A 19076-nucleotide genomic window follows, 5' to 3' on the forward strand; every position below is an offset into this window, starting at 1 on the left:
GCAATTCCTTAGGCGTCAGATGCCGCGTGTCCGGCAGCGGGTTGGAGGACGAATCGGATTTTGCTTCCGGGAGGAAGCTGCGCGGCTGCGCTCAGGTCTTCGGCAACCACGGTGGCGATCACCGGATAGCCGCCGGTCACCGGGTGGTCTGCGAGGAACAGCACCGGCAGGCCGGAGGGCGGAACCTGCAAGGATCCGCGGGCCACGCCTTCGCTGGCCAGCTCGCCTTCGCGCACGCGCTGCAGCGGCTGCTGCCCGGTGGCCAGGCGCACGCCCACGCGGTTGGATTCGCTGGTGACGTCCCAGACCTGCGCGGTGAGCTGCTCAAGGCCTGCCGGGCCGAACCAGTCGGCCCGCGGACCGGACATGACGCGCAGCGTGTACACGCCGTTCTCGTCCGGAACCGGCAAGGTGCCCGGTTCGCTGTTGCCGACAATGTGGCCAATGCGCGGGCGCTGCACCTCAAGCATGCTTCCGGCCTTCAGCGGCTCGGGACCCACCCCGGAGAGGGTATCGGTGGACAGCGAGCCGAGCACCGGCTCCTGCTCGATGCGCCCGCGCACCGCAAGATAGCTGCGCAGTCCGCGGCCAGCTGGCTCGACGTCCAGGCGCTCGCCGTGCAGCAACGCGAACGGCGCGTTGACCGCCACCTGGCGCGGCGTACGCAGCTCATCGTCCTCGGCCGGGGTGATCCACACTTCGGCTTCGGCTCCGGCCAGGGCCAGCACCTGGTCCTGATCGGCTTCGATGCTCAGGCGGCTGCCGAGGTTCTCGATGACTGCCTGCCCTGGCTGGTTGCCCACCAGGCGGTTAGCCTGGCGGAAGGCTGCCGGGTCCGCTGCGCCGGCGACGCCGACACCCAGGTTGCCGTAGCCGATGCGTCCGGCATCCTGCAGCAGCGACTGCAGGCCGGGATCAAGGATCCGCAGGCCCCCGTTGCCCGGATCCTGCACGGTGGCGGGCTTGGCGGCGGGTGCCTGGACGGAAATCTTTTCGGTGGCAGGGACGAACTTCACCGTGTCCTGCGGGCGGATCAGCGCGGGATTCTCGCGGTCCAGGTCCCACAGCTGCAGATCGGTGTGGCCGATCAGCTGCCATCCGCCGGGGGATTGGCGCGGGTAGACGGCCGAATAGTCGCCGGCCAGAGCCACAGCACCGGCGGGCACCTTGGTGCGCGGGGTATCCCGGCGCGGGACGTTCAGCAGCTGGTTTTCGCCCAGCAGGTAGGCGAAGCCCGGGGCGAAGCCGCCGAACACCGCACGCCATGACTGGCCGGAATGGGCCTTGACGACCCCGTCGATGCCCAGGCCGGTCAGTTCGGCCACGGCGGCGAGATCCTCGCCGTCATAGTGCACCGGAACCTCGACGATCTTGCCAGCTGCGTGCGCAACGCTGCCGATGTCCAGTCCGGGCAGCTGCTGGCTGGCCTGGGCGGCATCTTCGGAGGTCCCGAATTTCAGGAACAGGGTTTGGGCTGCAGAAAGCAGATCGCGCTGCCCGGGCAGCGGGTCAGCTTCCAGCGCGGCAGTGAGCGCCAGCACCGAGTCGAGCGAATCGAGGTCGACCAGCAGGTCGTGCGATCCTGCCCGGTGGATGGCGCGGATGCTCACGCGAAGCTCCGGATCTGCACTCCGGCGTGTTCCAAGCCGGCGCGCACGGCGCTGGCCATGGCCACGGCGCCGGCGGTGTCGCCGTGCAGGCAGATGCTTTCGGCAGGCATCTTGATGGTGCTGCCGTCCACGGCAACAATGGTGCCTTCGGTGGCCAGGCGGACCATGTTCTCGGTGACTACAGCCGGGTCGTGGAGCACGGCGTTGGCTTCGCGGCGGGAGACCAGGGTGCCTTCCGGGGTGTAGTTGCGGTCGGCGAAGGCTTCGGCGACGCCGCGCAGGCCGGCGGCTTCGGCCTTCTGCAGGGCAACGGAGCCGGGAAGCAGCAGCACCGGCAGATCGGTGCCGAAGGCCTTGATGGCATCGATGACCGCTTGGGCGTGCACCTCGTGGTGCACGATGGTGTTGTACAGGGCGCCGTGCGGCTTGACGTACTTGATTTCGCTGCCGGCGCTGCGGGCCAGCGCCTGCAGGGCACCGAGCTGGTAGAGCACGTCATCGGCCAGTTCGGTGGCGGAGCAATCCAGGAAGCGGCGGCCGAAGCCTGCCAGGTCGCGGTAGCCCACGTGGGCGCCGATCGTGACCTGGGCTGCCACGGCATCGCGGCAGGTCTGGGCGATGGTGCTCGGATCTCCGGCGTGGAAGCCGCAGGCGACGTTGGCGGAGGAAACGGAGGTGAAGATGGCGGCATCGTCGCCCATCTTCCAGTTGCCGAAGGACTCTCCGACGTCCGAATTCAGGTCTATATATGGCATTGTGATCCCCGTCTCGTGAAAACCTCTTGGTAAAAGAATGCCTCAATTTCGATAATTGTTCAACAATCTTGACGTCGAGTTTGGAGGACAGCTCTACGAAGGACCGGAGGAACTGCCCCGAATTGCGTGCTGAATAGGAGAATTGCGCAAGGAATGAGAAAACCCGGGGCCGGGGATTCCTTATGGAATCCCCGGCCCCGGGCCGGTCTCGTGCTGGACTGTGCGCCGCTTAGCTTTCGCCCTCTTCTTCGCCGTCGGCACCTTCATGGCCGAATGGGATGGGCGCGCTCTGTGCGTCGTCCGGATCAGGGACAGCAGTATTCTCGCCCTCTGGATCCGGGGTCTGGCGTGGTCCTGTGGTTTCGTCGTGGTTTGCGGTTCCCATGGTTGCTTCCCTTCTTCCGTGCCTTGTCTTGATGCCAGCTGGAGGGTGCTGGTCCACACAGCCTAGCCGGGGGAGCTGCGTGGAGTCTGGCGCGCTCAGCGAACTATCATGTTCGCCCGCAGTGGAACGGTGCCCGCGGGCAGTATCCGCGGCGAGTCGGCCCGCTATGACAATCCGATGGCGTTGCCCTGCTCATCGACGTCCATGTGCACGGCGGCCGGAACCTTCGGCAGGCCCGGCATCGTGGTCAGCGCCCCGGTGATGGCCACGATGAAACCGGCACCGGTCTTGGGAATCAGCTCGCGGACCTGCACGGTGAAGCCGCTGGCGGCGCCGAGCAGCTGCGGGTCATCGGAGAAGGAGTATTGCGTCTTGGCGATGCAGACCGGCAGGTGGGACCACCCATTGCCATTGATCTGCTGGAGCATCCGCCGGGCCTTGGCGGAGTACTCGACACCTTCGCCCCCGTAGATTTCGCGCACCAGGGCCAGGATCTTGTCCTCGACCGGTTGCTCCAGCTCGTACAGCGGGGAGAAGTTGCCCGGTTCCTCGATGGCGCGCAGCACCGTGGCGGCCAGCTCGGTGGCCCCGGCCCCGCCGTGGCCCCAGACATCGGCGATGGCGCAGGCGATGCCCTGCTGCGCGGCCCAGCTGGTGACCGCTTCCAGCTCGGCATCGGTATCCGTGGTGAAGCGGTTGATGCCGATGACCGGCTTGATGCCGAACTTGGAGATGATCGACGCGTGGCGTTCAAGGTTCGGCAGCCCGGTCCGCACGGCCTCGACGTTTTCGGTCCCCAATTCTTCCTTGGGTACCGAACCATGCATCTTCAACGCCCGGACGGTGGCGACAATGACCACCGTGTCCGGCGGGCACCCGGCGTAGCGGGCCTTGATGTCCATGAATTTCTCGGCGCCCAGATCGGTGCCGAAGCCAGCCTCGGTCACCACTACATCGGCCAGTGCGCGGGCGGTGTTGGTGGCGATGGCCGAGTTGCAGCCGTGGGCGATGTTGGCAAAGGGTCCACCGTGGATGAGTGAGGGAGTGCCGCCGATGCTCTGCACGAGGTTGGGCTTGATGGCTTCCTTGAGCAGCAGCGCCATGGCACCTGCCGCGCCCAGGTCGTCAGCGGTGACCGGAGCCTTGGAGTAGGTGTATCCGACGGTGATCCTGCCCAGCCGGGCGCGCAGGTCCGCGAGCCCGGTGGCCAGGCAGAAGACTGCCATGACTTCGGAGGCGGCGGTAATTTCAAAGCCTGTTTCACGCGGGACCCCGTTGGCGGTACCGCCCAGGCCGATTACCACGTGGCGCAATGCGCGGTCGTTCATGTCAAGTACCCGCTTGAACGTAATGGATCGCGGGTCGATGCCCAGCGCGTTGCCCTGCTGCAGGTGGTTGTCGAGCATTGCCATGAGCAGGTTGTTCGCGCTGGTGATGGCGTGGAAGTCCCCGGTGAAATGCAGATTGATCTCGTCCATTGGCAGCACCTGGGATTGGCCGCCGCCGGTGGCTCCGCCTTTCATCCCGAAGCTCGGGCCGACCGAGGGCTCGCGCAGCGCGATCATCGTCTTGGTTCCGGTGGCCGACAGGGCATCTGCCAAGCCCACCACCATGGTGGATTTGCCTTCCCCTGCAGGTGTCGGGGACATGCCGCTGACCAGGACGACTTTTCCGCGCCGTGTTCCGGTGGGCAGCAGCGCAGGATCGATCTTGGCCTTGTATTTGCCATAGGGTTCCAGCGCAGCGTCCGGAATTCCGGCGGTCTCGGCGATCCGGGAGATCGGTGCGAGCACTGCCCGCGAGGCAATGGCGAGATCGCTCATGTCGGTGTCCTGCACTGCTGCCATGCTGCGTCCCCTATCTGGCGGCCCGGTGATCCGGGGATGAGGAAAACCAAGGCTTTTGGAATTCCCTGATTGGCCTTCAAGCTACCATCTTGCAGGCAAGGGGAGAAGGCTGGGCCGGGAAGAACGCGCCGGCAGCAAGTGGAACGGAACTTCGCTGGGAAGCGGCAGGGGCGTAAGTGGTGCGACCCTGAAGCCAACATAAGTGCAGTCACCTATGTCTGCCCCGATGCCTCAGGCTTAGCGGGGCAACCATATGTAATGATGCTTTAAAGCAGAATCCCGGCCGTTTGATCGGTCTTTCGGAAAAGACTACAGGGACGGTTCCGGGATGTTCTCTTCTATTTTAGACGAGGTTAGTTTTGATGGCCGACATGTCAATTTTGAAGCCATTCAAGTCTTGCACTGCACTAGAGCAGGCTCATTCCCAACCCTGAAGAAGCTCCTGTTTTCAAAGCCTTCCAGGGAGTGAGCGTCACAAAGAGTAGGATTTCGCTGGCTTGGATACGCTGCTTGTCGTTCGTAAAGTCTCTCAGGAGTTCCATGGTGTCCCAACGAGACGTGCCTCATTACTACGGCATGTCGATTTTCCAAAAAAGATTGCCATATCTAGCTTTTACTAGTATCTTCTAGTTACGGACAGTATTAATCACTGAAAAATAGAAAGTCGAGATGCGATGTCGTTAGATCGACGGAATGTAGTTTTCAATCTTGCCCCAGTGGTTCTACTAGGGTTACTAGCTCCACCAGCAACTAAACTAGGGCGCAATGAGCAAACGGGCGACAAATTAACGTCACTATACGATTGCAATACCTGTGATACCGATAGCGAAGATTTGCAGGACATCGAAGATTTCGAGCGTGCGTTTGAAGAATTCGGTTCAGTCTCGGACATTGAGATTGCCCAGATGGCTAAGCGTCAGAAGCGATTGAATGATCTGGGTGTAATGCAACCCGCAGGGTTACCGCTCCCTGGCCCAGCTGCTATTGTAAGTTGCGCGTTAACTGCAGTCTGGGTTTTCCGAAAAGGCGTTTCCAAGAACCAAGTAATCATGCAGGTCACGGAAGTGATTGTTGGGTGTGTTGGAATTCCTGCAACGTCTTGGGTTTTGGTCCGTGTCGCACGTTTGGTTTGGAAGTATAGAAAGAAAATTGCCGCAGCACTGGCTGCTGTTGGTCTTTCAGCAGCACAACTCGCTCCGATTCGCAATGCTCCATACCCGGGATAGCGTGGGAGCTGCAGGTTCAGACAGGAGTTGCCTAGTATGAGATGGGCTCGCAAACTCGTGGTTCGTCGGGTCGCGTTGTATCTTGCGATATCTATCCTTGGCCTGTCGGTGTTGACTGGTGTTTATTGCACGCTGGCTAACCGTCATTTCCTTGAAGTGTTAGAGAACCTCTGGATAGCGTTCGCATTTGCACTCGTAACTGCAGCTTTAACCGCAGTTAAAGACCATCGCAATGACAAAGAAGAGTTGTGAGAATCGAGATCAGCTGCGTTGACTGCAGTAACGGCAACAATTACCTGACTTTAGCAATCACGATCATGAACACAGTCTATCTACGCCTTTGCTACTTCATGATCACAATATCGAGGGCTTCTGCTTTCCATAGATCGAGTCGATTTATGGCCCTTCGCTGATGTTGTGCGTGCGGTCATGCTCCTAGCCTGTGTTCTGATTCGATGGCGTAGGTCTTATCCTTCGTTTTCGCGGTTTCCGATGAATGAATGCTTACGGGCGCACGACCCGGTTCAACCTTTGGTTGCCTCCAATAAATGGTCCTCTCAGGCTGTATTGAACTGCCTAGCTGGCGCAAGATTGAAGCACGCTGGGCAATGGTGACCGAGGTCGGATGGTTATCTGTTTCCAGGCATTTCGTCATTCCTGTCGTTTGCTCACTTTCTTCCGATGAGTAAGGGCGGCCGGCCTTGCGGGGGCATAGCTCCTCGGCACGTTCATAGTTAAGGGAAGCATTCACGGGACAAAAAAGAAGCCCGAGTGGTGGAATTCCAAAAGGAATTCCACCACTCGGGCTGATCACTGTCTCATCGGGGCTTTCTGCCGCTTGTCCGGTCGCCAGCGCTCGCGCTGCTTCGGACCTCTACGGTTATTGACCCAAAGGGCAGTGCCTTAGTGATTAGCGTGCGGCTTCTCGCCCTTGATCGTGAACGAGAAGGCGATGCCAATCGTGGCCAGCACTGCGCCGACGATGAACGAGATGTGCGCGCCGGAGAACAAGGCCTCGGCCAGGTCGGAACCGGCATCCAGCTGGACCTTGGAGAGCAGTGACATCACGGTCACGAAGATGGTGGTGCCGATGGCACCGCCCAGCTGCTGCGCGGTGTTGAAGATCGCCGAACCGTGGCCGAACAGGCGAGGATCCACCGAGGCCATGGCCGAGGACATCAGGCCGGTCATCAGCAGGCCCAGGCCGATGGAGAACACCACGTGGCAGGCCGTGAACATCCACAGGGAGCTCTGCGTCGTCACCGAAACATACATCCACTGCCCGGCGGCCAGGATGATGGCGCCTGGGATCAGCACCGGGCGCGCTCCGTGCTTGTCGTAGATCCGCCCGAAAATTGGCGAGGCGATTGCCTGGGCCAGCCCGCCGGGAAGCAGCATGATGCCGATCTGCAGCGAGTCGATGCCCTTGCCGAATTCCAGCAGGATCGGCACGATCATCAGCGAACCGAGCAGGGTGCCGAAGGCGATCATGATCATCGCGATCGCGAAGCTGAAGGTACGCGAGGTGAACGGGCTCAGGTTCAGCAGTTCGCGGCCGGTGGCGGCCAGCTTGATCTGGCGGATGATGAAGAGGACCAGTGCCACCAAGCCGATGGCGAAGCTGGCGATCATCACCGTGGCGTTTTCAGCGGCCCGCTCGATGCTGGAAATGCCGTAGACCAGGAAACCGAAGGCCAGGGCGGAGAGCAGGACCGAAGCGTAATCCACCTTGATCTTGCGTGCGGTGGAAGGGATCTGGAAGAAGATGGCGCCCAGCGCCAGGATCACCAGGGCCAAAGGCAGCATTAGGATGAAGATGTACTGCCAGCCCAGGGCGTGCACGACGGCGCCCGAGGCGGTCGGGCCAATGGCCGGGCCCACGCCGATGACGATCGAGTTCAGGCCCATGACGGTGCCGCGCAGGTGCACCGGCACCAGCGACAGGGTGGTGCTCATCAGCAGCGGCAGGACAATGGCCGTGCCCACAGCCTGGATGATGCGTCCCAGCAACAGGAAGCCGAAGCTCGGAGCCACGACCGCGATGGCGGTGCCGACGATGAAGCTGATCATGGCGAAGAAGAACAGCGAGCGGTGTGCGAAGCGCTGCAATAGGAAGCCTGTGGTGGGGATGACTACCGACAGGGTCAGCAGGAATCCGGTGGTGAGCCACTGGACGGTGGAGGCCGAAATGGACATGTCCTGCATGATGCCCGGCAGTGCCACGGTGAGCACGGTTTCGTTCAGGATCATCATGAAAGCGGCCAAGGCCAATGAAGCGATGATGCCGGTCAGGGCCTTGCCACTGAGCTGCCCAGCGGGTGCGGCTCCTGGCTTTGCGCTGGTTGCAGCGGGTTTTGTGGTCATGAATTCTTCTTCCTCTGGAATGCCAAATTATAAATTCTGTCACACTCTGCCACTTTTTCGTAAGCGAATCTGGCAGACTGTGACAAGGAACAAATTCGGCGGATGCTGCCTGTGTAGTGAAGGCGGCCTCGGAACAAGGGGAGAGTGCCATGGGGATTCGCGAGGAACGCAAAGCGGCAACCCTGAAGGCAATTCATGCGGCGGCCCTGGAGCTGGTGGAATCCGACGGTCTGGATGCGGTGACCGTGGGGCAGATTGCCGCCCGGGCCGGCATCTCCGAGCGGACCTTCTTCCGCTACTGCGACTCCAGGGAAGCGGCCATCGTGCCCGCCCAGCACGAGCTGATCGAAGCGGTGACCGGATGCGAGATCGCTCCCGGGTCCACCAGCGGCCAAATTTTCCGGTTGCTGGCCGACGAGTGCCGCAAGGTCCTGGGTGCCGAGATCCGGGGCAGCGAATACCGCCGCATTTCCCGGCTGATTATCATCGAGCCGAAGCTGCTGCTGGCCATCACCCGGCAGGAGGAAGCCTTCTCGGCCGCCACCTCCGAGGAGCTGCAGCGCCGCGGGCTGCTGCCGGCCATGCCCGCCTTGATCATCGGAGAAACCCTGGCTTCGCTGTGGCGGGTGGCCTGGCAGTGCTTCGGCCAGGCGGAGCGGGCCGGGGAGCCTGCGGATCCGGTTGAGCTCTTCGATGCGGCAAAGATGAATCTGGTGCTGCTGGCCGGGCCTGTGCCCGAATAGCGAAGGCCAATCTTGAGTTATCACCGATTAACTTAAATGTGACGAACGGCTTGCGGGCAGTCCAGCCCGGGATTTCGGCGAATATCGGGGATTGCCGCGCGCATTTCTGCTGGCCTGAAAGTGTGGTGCTGGGCAAAATCAGGTAGATTTGGAACGTTGAGTTCAGGGCGGTAACACCGCTTCCGCACGACGTTCAGGGAGACGCCACACCTATGGCAAAGATTATTTACACTCACACCGACGAAGCGCCAATGCTGGCGACGCACTCGTTCCTGCCAATCGTGGAGGCCTTTGCGTCGACCGCCGGGGTGGAACTTGAGACCCGCGACATCTCGCTGGCCGGTCGTATCATCGCTACCTTCCCGGACTATGTCACCGAGGAACAGCGCATCGGTGACGCACTGGCGGAACTTGGTGACCTGGCCAAGACCCCGGAAGCGAACATCATCAAGCTGCCGAACATCTCGGCTTCGATCCCGCAGCTGAAGGCCGCCATCGCCGAGCTGCAGGCTGCCGGCTACGCACTGCCTGACTACCCGGACAACCCATCCTCGGATGAGGAAACCGACATCCGCGCACGCTACGACAAGATCAAGGGTTCTGCAGTGAACCCGGTGCTGCGCGAAGGCAACTCGGACCGCCGCGCACCGCTGAGCGTGAAGAACTACGCCCGCAAGTACCCGCACTCCATGGGCGAGTGGGCAGCCGACTCGAAGACCAACGTGGCCACCATGGGTGCCGACGACTTCGCTTCCAACGAGAAGTCCGTGGTCATCGACGCGGACAAGAAGATCTCGATCCGCTTCGTCGGCGAAGACGGCGAAGTCAAGGTCCTGAAGAAGCCATTCAACGTGCTCAAGGACGAAGTCATCGACGGCACCGTCATGCACGCCGCAGCGCTGTCCGAGTTCCTGAAGAACTCCGTGGCCCGCGCCAAGGAAGAGGGCATCCTCTTCTCGGCGCACCTGAAGGCCACCATGATGAAGGTCTCCGACCCGATCATCTTCGGCCACGTGGTCAAGGCCTACTTCTCCGAGCTGTTCGAGACCTACGGCAAGGAACTGGCAGCGGCCGGCCTGAACCCGAACAACGGCCTGGCAGCTATCCTGAACGGCCTGGACGAGCTGTCCGACGAGGTCCGCGCCGGCGTCGAGAAGCTGATCGCCAAGGGCCTGGAAGAAGGCCCGGCAGTTGCCATGGTCGATTCCGACAAGGGCATCACCAACCTGCACGTCCCATCGGATGTCATCGTTGACGCTTCCATGCCAGCCATGATCCGCCTGGGCGGCAAGATGTGGGATGCCAAGGGCAACACCGCAGACACCCTGGCCGTGCTGCCGGATTCCTCCTACGCAGGCATCTACCAGGTGGTCATCGATGACTGCCGTGCCAACGGCGCCTACGACCCGACCACCATGGGCACCGTGCCGAACGTCGGCCTGATGGCGCAGAAGGCCGAGGAATACGGCTCGCACGACAAGACCTTCGAACTGGCAGCCAATGGCCACGTGCAGATCGTCGACGAGAACGACACCGTGCTCATCGAGCACCAGGTCTTCGCCGGCGACATCTGGCGCGCCTGCCAGACCAAGGACGTTGCCATCCGTGACTGGGTGAAGCTGGCAGTGAACCGCGCCCGCGCCTCCCAGACCCCGGCAGTGTTCTGGCTGGACGAGAACCGCGCCCACGACGCAGTGCTGATCAGCAAGGTCAACGAGTACCTGAAGGAACACGATACCGATGGCCTGACCATCGAGATCCTGTCCCCGGTCGAGGCCACCAAGTACTCGATCGAGCGCATCCGCAACGGCGAGGATACCATCTCGGTCACCGGCAACGTGCTGCGCGACTACCTGACCGACCTGTTCCCAATCCTGGAACTGGGCACCAGCGCCAAGATGCTGTCCATCGTTCCGCTGCTGGCTGGCGGCGGCCTGTTCGAGACCGGTGCCGGCGGCTCCGCTCCGAAGCACGTGCAGCAGCTGGTGAACGAGAACCACCTGCGCTGGGATTCGCTGGGCGAGTTCATGGCACTGGGCGCTTCCTTCGAGCACCTGGCAGTGACCACCAACAACGCCCGCGCCCAGGTGCTGGCAGACACCCTGGATGCAGCTACCGGAACCTTCCTGCTGGAAGACAAGTCGCCTAAGCGCAAGGTGGGCGAGCTGGATAACCGCGGCAGCCACTTCTACCTGGCCAAGTTCTGGGCAGAAGAGCTGGCCAAGCAGGACAAGGATGCGCAGCTGGCTTCCGCGTTCGCCGAGGTTGCCAAGGTGCTGGACGAGAACGAGCAGGCCATCGTGGCCGAGCTCGCCGAGGTCCAGGGCAAGGCCGTGGACATCGCCGGCTACTACCGTCCGGACGAGGCAAAGACCTCCGCAGTGATGCGCCCAAGCGCCACGCTGAACAAGGCTCTGGAACTGCTGACCAAGTAGTCCTTCGAGCTAAACAGGCAGGCGCCGTTCCCTTACCGGGGAACGGCGCCTGCCTGTTTTAACGTTCTGCGAGTGTTTCCGCCAGCGGCACCGGGAAGTTCGTAACGACCCCGGGGTCGCTGCATTCCGCGGCCCTGGCCAGCAGCGCCGCCACGATCTCCCGATCCCGCGCTGGATCACGCACAATCTTGCCCTTCTTGTGGCAGAAGTCGCGGTAGTCGATGACCAGCAACGTCAATCCGTGCTGCGGAATCAGCGCCGCTTTGCGGGCATCGTAGAGCTTGCGCTGCGCCCCGCGCAGCATTCCGGTGGAGGTCATCTTGTTGTCGAAGAACGGGACGGGCTCCGAATGCTGCCGCTCGTGGTACTCCACCACCAGACCCAGCGCCTCGAAATAGCCGTCGACCGGCAACGCCTTGCGCTTGCCGCTCTTCAGCGACGGTTCCCCGCGTAACCAGTCGAAGGTCTGTTGGCCGGCGCAGGACGTACCCAGCACCTCGGCGCACAGATCCAGCACGTAGTGCTCGTCGCGATGTCCTGCCTTGGCTGGCACCAGGGGAGCATCCGGTTCGGGTAGATAGCGCGGCGGTGCCGGGAAGCGGCGGTCGCTGCCCCATCCCAGTTCCCATCCCTCAGAATCATCGAAGTAATCCGCATACGCCACCGGTAACTCATCGAGACGGGTTACCTGCGAGAGCAGCTGGGCGTACCAGCGCACGTAGTCCAGGTTTCCGGTCTCGCCCGGGGTGCTGCGTTGCAGCGAAGGCATGGATTCGAGGATTGCTTCAGCGACGCCGACGTGGCTGACATCCTCGGGAAACTGCACGTCGTTGTTGAAGACATTGACCCCGGCTGTCGTGTAGACGCAGGATTCCGACGCATTGTGCGGGTCGCCGAACTTGTCCTCGGCGTTCCATTCGATGACGTTGAAGATGATGATGCGCCATGCGGTGCCGGAGGCGTTGATGCCGGGCAGGACCCGTAGCCCGAGGTAGCCCAGCCGGTGCAGCAGGCCGATCGCTTCGAGGATTCTGAGGGGAAGTTGCGAGTCCACTGTGCTCCTTGCAATGCGGTGTTATCGATACCTCGATCTTGCCATGGCGCACGGACATTTCGACCAGGGTAGCCGGCGCGCGAGAGATCTCTCTAGCCAAGGTGCCCGTACGAAGATGAGCCGGCCGCCGGAATCCCGACTCTTCGAAGATTGGCGTCCTCGACCGACCGCCGTCCGGGCTCGGGCTAATTCGTCGGAGCCAGTCGATAGGATCGCCTCACATCGCCACAAACAGTCAGGAGGGATCTCGATGCTGGTGTCAGTTCCACGGCCGCAAATGCCGATTGCGCTTGAACCGGATGGCGTGCGGAGATTGGCCGGCGTGCAACGGCAGCCGCAGCCTTCAAGGCTGATCGCAGTTCTCGGACGTTCGGCATTCATTCGCGATTCCAAAGGGAAGAAACAGCAGTACGATCCATTCGCAGAACAGATAATCGAACGAAAGCACCTGGCCCAGCGAAGCACGCACGGTCTCCACTTCGATTTTGCGTTGACGTTGTGCGATTTTGTGAAGCGCCCGTTGCTGACGCTCACGGGTACCGCCGCATACGGGGAATTGGACAAGGCCATCCTGCAGGCTATTGCGGAGTTTTCCGGCACCAGCAAGATCTCGCAGCCGTCATCCATCGATCTATTGTTCCAGGAGGACGACGATCTTGGAACGGCGGAATTATCCATGAATCCCGTTTTCTGTCTCAATCCGTCATGGCAATTCGGGCTCGATCTCGGTATCGCCAACCAGGCCAATAGCCAGGCGCTGGCCCCGCTGGTGCAGGAATACCAGACGAATCTTCCAGTAGTTGCCTATACCGACGGTTCGTTGCCCCGGAACAGGAAGTTCCGCAGTGCTGGAGCGATGGTGACATCTCAAGGCCATTGGGCCAGCGCAATTTCTCCGAAGTACTACATCCGTGACACTCTCCTGGCGGAATCCACTGGAGCGTTGCTGGCGCTTTCCCACGCCCCGCTCGATGCGGACCTGACCATTTTCAGTGACAGCCGTGCCCTGGTGAAAGTAGTGAACGACCTCGTGCACGGACGCCAGCGTTCCGCGAAAGTCCATCATGAGGTGCATGAGGGTCTTGAGCAGCGCACCGGGCGTACCCGTGCCTGCTGGGTTCGCGGGCACAACGGAAATCGGCATAACGAAGCAGCTAACCGGATGGCATTGCTGATGTCGCGGCATTTCAGCGCCCGGATCAATCCGCAACTGACACAGTCAATGATGACAAAGATCGTTCTCGAGGAGCTGTCTCAGCAGGCTCTCGCGGCATGAAACATGCCGCGATTTGTGGCCGGGTGCTGCACCGAGCAGGCGGGCTATCCCGCCGGCTCGGTGCCGCACCCGGCCGCTACAGCCCGCGGCCGGCCTCCCAGAGATTGTCCGAGGTACCGGTGAGCAGCGAATTCAGCGAGACGGCTTGGGCATCGGTGAAGGAAGCAATGTAATCGACGATGGCCCGGGCTTGGCCCAGCCGTTGGATTTCATGCGGGCCGGACTGCGAGAACAGCTCTGGGGTGCTCTCGCGCAGCTGGCGGTATTCCTCGGTGGTAGCTTCCACCGAGTCCAGCAACCGCCGCGGTGCACGACCGGCATCCTCCGGGTCGTTGAGCCAGGTGTTGAAGCCTTCTGCCAGGGAACGGATAATTCGCGTTTGCCCGCGCTGGTAGACCGCCAGATCTGAACGGTCCAAGACGAAGCGGGCATGGACAAACTTGAGAACCACGACGTCATGCCACGCTTCATCGCTCAAGCGGATATGGCCGCTGCGCACATTAGGCGTGCGTTCAACGGTGATGGATTCCTGCAACCGGTCAATCCATCGCCGCGTGAAGGCGGTAACCGCGCGGTCTGCCTGCAGGCCGCCGTCGTAGGGAACCGCGAGCAAGCCATCGACGAGGTCATGGCCGACCCGTTGCACCGAGGCGCGGAATGCTTCGGGATTGGCAATCCAGGGATCCTTGGCAAGGACATGGCGCCACGTAATTTCCAGTGCATGGCCCGGCTGCCGTTGGTCCAGTTCTGGAGCCTTCAGGGCTTGGAAGCGGACGGAGCTGTCCAGCCACGCTCGCAGTTCAGCGGAGACGCTGGTGTATTGCAGAATGCCGGCTCGATAGAAATCATCGAGGTCATGAACCGCGTAGGCGATATCGTCTGCGATATCCATAACCGAGCTTTCCAGCGTCTGTTGGTATTTTCCGATGCCCGGGAAGACCGAAAGGACATCGTCCATTTCCACGGCCTCGATATCGTAGGCCGAATACTTCATGGCGCCAGCAGTCGGATTCGCACCGACGCCGCGGGGGAGCAGCTCCGGAGCGACCGGGCCTTGGCTGTGCCATTCATTGCGCGTCCAGGGGTATTTGAGCACTGCCGCGCGAACCGCGCGAGTCAGGTTCATGCCACGCGGTGTGGCATCGCAGCTATCGAGGGCGGTGAGGATCCGGAAGGTCTGCGCATTGCCTTCGAATCCATCAGGAAGCCCCAAGGTATCGCGGGCAACCCGGTCGAGTTCCTGCTCTCCCAGATGGCCGAAGGGCGGGTGGCCCAGATCGTGGGCCGCTGCCGCCGCCTGGACGACTACCGGGTCGCACCCTCCCAAATCGTTGATAAGTCGCCTAGTCGGTTCGTCACTTCTTCTGAGACTGATCGCGATGGAACGCGCCACAGCGGAAACCTTGAGCGAATGGGTCAGGCGGTTGTGGACCAGGGTCCCTGAACCCGCCTGGGGAATCACCTGCGTCACCGAGGACAAGCGGGAGAAATATGGGGAGAAGCGGATGCGCTCAATATCAATGCGGAAGTCATCTTCACCGGTGCGATTCCGCTCGACGATAGCGCGGTCGCGGCCGCCGGTTTGATGCGTCTGTGCTCTAGTTTCCATCGTATGAACTAGCCTAGGCGAAAGGCCGCGAGATACCACGGGATTGTCATGCGAGTTCTTTAGCGGAACTGCCTCTACCACCAATCCTATCCGCAGGTTCCTGCTGAAATAAGGCGCCTAATGAGGGCAATAAGATCAGCGAACGAGATTCAGTGGTGTCTGACCCGAAGAAAGCAACTGAACCTGTCGAGTTGCTAGTTCTGAAACCAATTCCACGAACTGTCCTGTATCACCAGCCATATGCGGGGTGATGATGCATCCCGGGGCGTTCCACAGCGCGTGGCCAACCGGCAGCGGTTCTGGGTCGGTAACGTCCAATGCAGCACGCAGTCGCCCGGACTCCAGCTCTTTAATCAGAGCTGCCGTGGCAACGATTGGTCCTCGCCCAACGTTGACCAAAAGGGCGCCGTTGTGCATCCGATCCATGAACTCCGTGCCAATCAGGCCTTCAGTTTGGGGCGTGTGGGGCAAAGCGCAGATGACTATATCCGCTGAGGGCAATAGCTGATGCACGTTTGCAAAGGAGACAACGTCGATCCCGCCGTTGATGGTGCGCGCGGTGCTGGCAACTCCCGTGATCTGTGCAGGCTTGAATGGCTTGAGCCGTTCGATAATGGCTGTGCCCACGCCTCCAACGCCAAGTACTACAACATTCGATCCGTGCAGTGATGAGGTCCAAAGCCGCGACCAGGATTCTTCCTTCTGGAGCTGATAAGCCCTGGGAAGTTCGCGCAGTGAAGCAAGAATCAATGCCAGGCAATGCTCCGCAGTTGCGTCTTCAACCGCGCCCTTGGAGTTTGAAAGCGCGACATTCTCGGACAAATGATCCAGCACCCATTCGTAGCCGATGGATAGCAGATGGACATGCTTCAATCCAGCAATTCTGCCCACCCGCGTTCGGTGCGATGGATCCACCGGTCGTTCGGTAACAAGCACGTCGGCTGCTGGCGGCTCGCCATCGTTGATATTCCACAAGACGGGTTCGACCCCGGGAATCTGCATGCTGTCGACCAAGCTCTGCCACGGAACTAATACACGCAAACCATGAATCCAATCTTGAGATGAGATAGTGCCGGGGTGGCCCGGGCTTTGAATTCCACCGTACCAAGGTGCTGAATGAAATGATCAGTTCCGCGTCCAACCTGATTTAGATGGCGGAGCAGTTCACGGAATCATTTTCCTGAGAACTTGGCCCTGCGTCTAAACTGGCAATATGACTCAGAGCGTGAAGAAAAGCCGACAGGCCGGACTGGGAATGACTACAGGAGCAATGTTCATTGCCTGGACCTTGGGCCTTGTCGGAGTAGTCATGCTGATTCTTGGAGGGGCCACTGCAGCCGCGCTAGTCATTCTTGCGGCAGCGATTCTGCAAGCAGGCGCCATGATCGCCGAAGCGATTTACCGCTCCAGAAGCTAGCGCTCAGCAGCACCATCCGCGTAGTGCTATACCAGACCAAGGATCAGCCTTCTGGACCCTGCTCAAGTTCTGCAACGAATCGAGCCAAGCGAGCAGTCCTCGTTTTCTCCGTTCGGGCAATCATCAGCTGATGCAGGATGTGATAGCGCGGTTGGGATTTCAAGGCCGCAAAGTTCTTGGCCGCCACGGTCGAGCGATCCAGCGCTTCTTGCAAATCCGGAGGAACCTGGGCGGTGGCCTGGCCTTGGTAAGCACGCTCCCACCGTCCATCTTCCTTGGCCTTCTGGATTTCCGCGAAGCCCCGTGGCCGCATGCGTCCTTGATCAATCAATTCCTGGGCGATTTCAGTGTTCTTCTGGGACCAGACAGAATTCTTCCGGCGGGGAGTGTAGCGCTGGAGGAAGGTCGTCTCATCGCGCTTGCGGCGGATGGCATCGATCCATCCGCTGCAAAGCGCCTCGGGCAATGCTTGTGCGACAGCGAGCGAGGTGGGGGAAGTAGTTCCCTTCTTTGCCACTACCAGCCAAACGCCATCGCTGGTTTCTTCGTGTTCGTCGAGCCAAGCGCGCCAAGCGGTGACATCAGGAAGAATCAAAGCATCTTGTGGATCCATGGAATCTATCCTGCACCTCGTTGCCCATAGTTGCTAGAGCTTGGATTCACCGTCGGGATGATGCCTGCCATTGCTTGCTCGAAGGACGCCGGGTCGTGGCTGGAGACCGTGGAGCAATTTCCTGCTCCGGAACATCATGAAATGACCCGTCACGAATCGTGGCGAAGAGCGCGGCCAGCCGTCGGAGGGCCAAAGTGATGAGGGCTCGACCGCTGCACTTTCCTTCACCAGTTTGTCCCCGCAGGCCTGGTCATCGCCAAGCCCAGCATCAATGCCGGCAGGCTACGTGGAGCTGGCCACCCCATGGCTGTGCGCCAGCGCGACAGCTTGGGCGCGGGAGCTGACGCCCATCTTCTTGAAGAGATTGCGCACGTGGAATTTCACCGTGTTCTCGCTGATCCCCAGCGCCTGCGAAATCGCCCGGTTGCGCTGCCCCGCAGCCAGGAGCTGCAGGACCTCGAATTCCCGGACGCCCAGGCTCCATTCGGCGATGTCCGCCGCGTCTGACGGCGGGGCATCCAGCGGGAGCCTCACTGAGACCTCCGTGCCCCATCCGCCCATGACCTCGATCTCGATCAGCCCGTTCAACGCCTCCACGCGCCGCACGAGGCGGTTCAAGGCCGCCGCGGAGGGATCAATGCCGCCGCGTGCATCGTCGCGGACGTTGATCAGCAAATTCTCGCCGTCGCAGTCCCACTGCACCCGGATCCGCTGGATGTCTTCCTGCTCCATCATCGCCAGGGCCAGGCCGCGCACGATGGCCCGGGCGGCATGGGCCACCTCGCCGGGCAGCGCCCTGCCGTTCTTTGGCGGCTCGACGAATTGCAGGTCCACGCCGCTCAAAGTGGTCAAGGGGCGCAGGTCATCGCGCAAGCGGGTGAAAGCCGAAGCGACCGGTTCCTCCACGATGCTATTGGTGCGGTCATCCACGGTCTTGAGCCCGACCAGGGTCTTGGCCGCAAGGTCAATGGCTGCAACGCGCGCGGCCGCATCGTCCAATTGCGTGGCGCGCAAGGTCGCCAGCAGGATATCGAGGCTCGTCGCATACTGTTCCACCAGCTCGCCGGTCACCCGGACCCGCTCTGCCGATACCGCGCGCGATTCGCGCAGGTAGGACGGAGGGGCATCGGCCACCTTCTCGCGGATCCGGTTGGCGGCCAGATTCCACAGGTATTCGATCAACTCGGGCTGGCCACCGGCGGGGCGGGGCTCGATGAGCACCAGCAACGCATTGCTGGGCGGGTAGCGCAGGGCGAGGATCTCCCGCGGAGCACCGCCGATCTCGGCACGCTCGCTCCAGCGGTTCTCACCGGGATGGGAACCGCGGATCCGATCCAGTTCCGCAATGCCCACCAGATCCGTGATGTGCTGGTCGCCGGCAAGCTTCCTGGGCCTATCGGTGCACTCCTCGGTGAAAATGGCCAGGGCCGCGCAACGGATTTCCGGAGCCAGGGCATCACGCAGGCGAACGGCGATCTGCGGCAGTGCAGCCGTGGCCAGCAGCGCGATCGATTCGAGCACCCCTGGTGCCGGTTCGGCAGCTTGCAGGCCAGGGACGATAGAGGAGTCCAGAATGCTCATGCAGGCCAGTGTATCGCAGCTCGGGGGACCAGCCACTATCCGAAAGGATAGGTTCAACTGCCTGTAAATGGCGTAGCGGCCACCCCTTTCTGGCCGGAGAATTGAACCATGCCCATCAAAGCCTATCCGGTCCGCCGGGAGGCGCTGTCGAAAGGAATGGC

At 61.4% G+C, this 19076-nt stretch carries 15 protein-coding genes; 5 read left to right on the forward strand and 10 right to left on the reverse strand.

What is annotated here, in order from left to right; all coding sequences use genetic code 11:
• Positions 1-8: 8 nt before the first annotated feature.
• From JOE62_RS04645 to JOE62_RS04660, 4 genes are all read right to left on the reverse strand, one after another.
• Positions 9-1610: a carboxyltransferase domain-containing protein gene (locus JOE62_RS04645; RefSeq protein WP_204720720.1), complete on the reverse strand. Its 1602-nt coding sequence runs from the start codon at positions 1608-1610 to the stop codon at positions 9-11.
• Positions 1607-2365, reverse strand: a complete 759-nt coding sequence (locus JOE62_RS04650) for a LamB/YcsF family protein (RefSeq protein WP_204720722.1) — start codon at positions 2363-2365, stop codon at positions 1607-1609. Before JOE62_RS04650 ends, JOE62_RS04645 begins: the two co-directional genes overlap by 4 nt.
• Positions 2366-2594: 229 nt before the next feature.
• Positions 2595-2750 (reverse strand): hypothetical protein, encoded by a 156-nt coding sequence (locus tag JOE62_RS04655; RefSeq protein WP_204720724.1) that lies wholly within the window; start codon positions 2748-2750, stop codon positions 2595-2597.
• Between the two features lie 164 nt (positions 2751-2914).
• The gene (locus tag JOE62_RS04660) at positions 2915-4597 is read right to left on the reverse strand and encodes a formate--tetrahydrofolate ligase (protein ID WP_204720726.1); all 1683 of its coding nucleotides are present in this window, start codon (positions 4595-4597) and stop codon (positions 2915-2917) included.
• An 833-nt stretch (positions 4598-5430) separates the two neighbouring features.
• On the opposite strand from JOE62_RS04660, the gene JOE62_RS04665 reads away from it, so the two are divergent.
• Positions 5431-5823, forward strand: a complete 393-nt coding sequence (locus JOE62_RS04665; protein WP_204720728.1) for a hypothetical protein — start codon at positions 5431-5433, stop codon at positions 5821-5823.
• A 903-nt stretch (positions 5824-6726) separates the two neighbouring features.
• Here the strand turns inward: JOE62_RS04665 and JOE62_RS04670 are convergent.
• Positions 6727-8187, reverse strand: a complete 1461-nt coding sequence (locus JOE62_RS04670) for a DHA2 family efflux MFS transporter permease subunit (protein ID WP_204720730.1) — start codon at positions 8185-8187, stop codon at positions 6727-6729.
• A gap of 149 nt (positions 8188-8336) precedes the next feature.
• On the opposite strand from JOE62_RS04670, the gene JOE62_RS04675 reads away from it, so the two are divergent.
• Both JOE62_RS04675 and JOE62_RS04680 read left to right on the forward strand, forming a co-directional pair.
• A complete protein-coding gene (locus tag JOE62_RS04675) occupies positions 8337-8930 on the forward strand; it encodes a TetR/AcrR family transcriptional regulator (protein WP_204720732.1) in 594 nt (197 codons plus the stop codon).
• A 212-nt stretch (positions 8931-9142) separates the two neighbouring features.
• Positions 9143-11365: an NADP-dependent isocitrate dehydrogenase gene (locus tag JOE62_RS04680; protein WP_204720734.1), complete on the forward strand. Its 2223-nt coding sequence runs from the start codon at positions 9143-9145 to the stop codon at positions 11363-11365.
• A gap of 58 nt (positions 11366-11423) precedes the next feature.
• Here the strand turns inward: JOE62_RS04680 and JOE62_RS04685 are convergent, their stop codons facing one another.
• Positions 11424-12419, reverse strand: coding sequence for a hypothetical protein (locus JOE62_RS04685; protein ID WP_204720736.1), 996 nt, complete (start codon positions 12417-12419; stop codon positions 11424-11426).
• Between the two features lie 250 nt (positions 12420-12669).
• Between JOE62_RS04685 and JOE62_RS04690 the strand changes: the two genes are divergently transcribed.
• Entirely contained in the window at positions 12670-13695 is a 1026-nt protein-coding gene (locus JOE62_RS04690; protein ID WP_204720738.1) for an RNase H family protein, read from the forward strand.
• Between the two features lie 76 nt (positions 13696-13771).
• Here JOE62_RS04690 and JOE62_RS04695 read toward each other — a convergent pair whose 3' ends face one another.
• On the reverse strand, positions 13772-15304 hold the full coding sequence (locus JOE62_RS04695; protein ID WP_204720740.1) for a deoxyguanosinetriphosphate triphosphohydrolase family protein: 1533 nt from the start codon (positions 15302-15304) through the stop codon (positions 13772-13774).
• Between the two features lie 135 nt (positions 15305-15439).
• Positions 15440-16306 (reverse strand): 2-hydroxyacid dehydrogenase, encoded by an 867-nt coding sequence (locus JOE62_RS04700; RefSeq protein ID WP_204720742.1) that lies wholly within the window; start codon positions 16304-16306, stop codon positions 15440-15442.
• Between the two features lie 211 nt (positions 16307-16517).
• Between JOE62_RS04700 and JOE62_RS04705 the strand changes: the two genes are divergently transcribed.
• A complete protein-coding gene (locus JOE62_RS04705) occupies positions 16518-16721 on the forward strand; it encodes a hypothetical protein (protein WP_204720744.1) in 204 nt (67 codons plus the stop codon).
• A 43-nt stretch (positions 16722-16764) separates the two neighbouring features.
• Here the strand turns inward: JOE62_RS04705 and JOE62_RS04710 are convergent, their stop codons facing one another.
• Together JOE62_RS04710 and JOE62_RS04715 are read right to left on the reverse strand one after the other, a co-directional pair.
• Positions 16765-17334 carry a YdeI/OmpD-associated family protein gene (locus JOE62_RS04710; RefSeq protein WP_204720746.1) on the reverse strand — a complete coding sequence of 190 codons (570 nt, stop codon included), beginning with the start codon at positions 17332-17334 and terminating at the stop codon, positions 16765-16767.
• 282 nt (positions 17335-17616) lie between these two features.
• Positions 17617-18915: a helix-turn-helix transcriptional regulator gene (locus tag JOE62_RS04715; protein ID WP_204720748.1), complete on the reverse strand. Its 1299-nt coding sequence runs from the start codon at positions 18913-18915 to the stop codon at positions 17617-17619.
• Between the last annotated feature and the right edge of the window lie 161 nt (positions 18916-19076).

Source organism: Glutamicibacter nicotianae (assembly GCF_016907615.1).
Lineage (GTDB): Bacteria > Actinomycetota > Actinomycetes > Actinomycetales > Micrococcaceae > Glutamicibacter > Glutamicibacter nicotianae.

Excerpts from the sequence above, each read along its gene's own strand:
- JOE62_RS04650 (WP_204720722.1), bottom strand. The coding sequence starts at position 2,365 with ATGCCATATATAGACCTGAATTCGGACGTCGGAGAGTCCTTCGGCAAC.
- JOE62_RS04655 (WP_204720724.1), bottom strand. The coding sequence starts at position 2,750 with ATGGGAACCGCAAACCACGACGAAACCACAGGACCACGCCAGACCCCG.
- JOE62_RS04660 (WP_204720726.1), bottom strand. The coding sequence starts at position 4,597 with ATGGCAGCAGTGCAGGACACCGACATGAGCGATCTCGCCATTGCCTCG.
- JOE62_RS04670 (WP_204720730.1), bottom strand. The coding sequence starts at position 8,187 with ATGACCACAAAACCCGCTGCAACCAGCGCAAAGCCAGGAGCCGCACCC.
- JOE62_RS04675 (WP_204720732.1), top strand. The coding sequence starts at position 8,337 with ATGGGGATTCGCGAGGAACGCAAAGCGGCAACCCTGAAGGCAATTCAT.
- JOE62_RS04680 (WP_204720734.1), top strand. The coding sequence starts at position 9,143 with ATGGCAAAGATTATTTACACTCACACCGACGAAGCGCCAATGCTGGCG.
- JOE62_RS04690 (WP_204720738.1), top strand. The coding sequence starts at position 12,670 with ATGCTGGTGTCAGTTCCACGGCCGCAAATGCCGATTGCGCTTGAACCG.
- JOE62_RS04695 (WP_204720740.1), bottom strand. The coding sequence starts at position 15,304 with ATGGAAACTAGAGCACAGACGCATCAAACCGGCGGCCGCGACCGCGCT.
- JOE62_RS04700 (WP_204720742.1), bottom strand. The coding sequence starts at position 16,306 with ATGCAGATTCCCGGGGTCGAACCCGTCTTGTGGAATATCAACGATGGC.
- JOE62_RS04705 (WP_204720744.1), top strand. The coding sequence starts at position 16,518 with ATGACTCAGAGCGTGAAGAAAAGCCGACAGGCCGGACTGGGAATGACT.
- JOE62_RS04710 (WP_204720746.1), bottom strand. The coding sequence starts at position 17,334 with ATGGATCCACAAGATGCTTTGATTCTTCCTGATGTCACCGCTTGGCGC.
- JOE62_RS04715 (WP_204720748.1), bottom strand. The coding sequence starts at position 18,915 with ATGAGCATTCTGGACTCCTCTATCGTCCCTGGCCTGCAAGCTGCCGAA.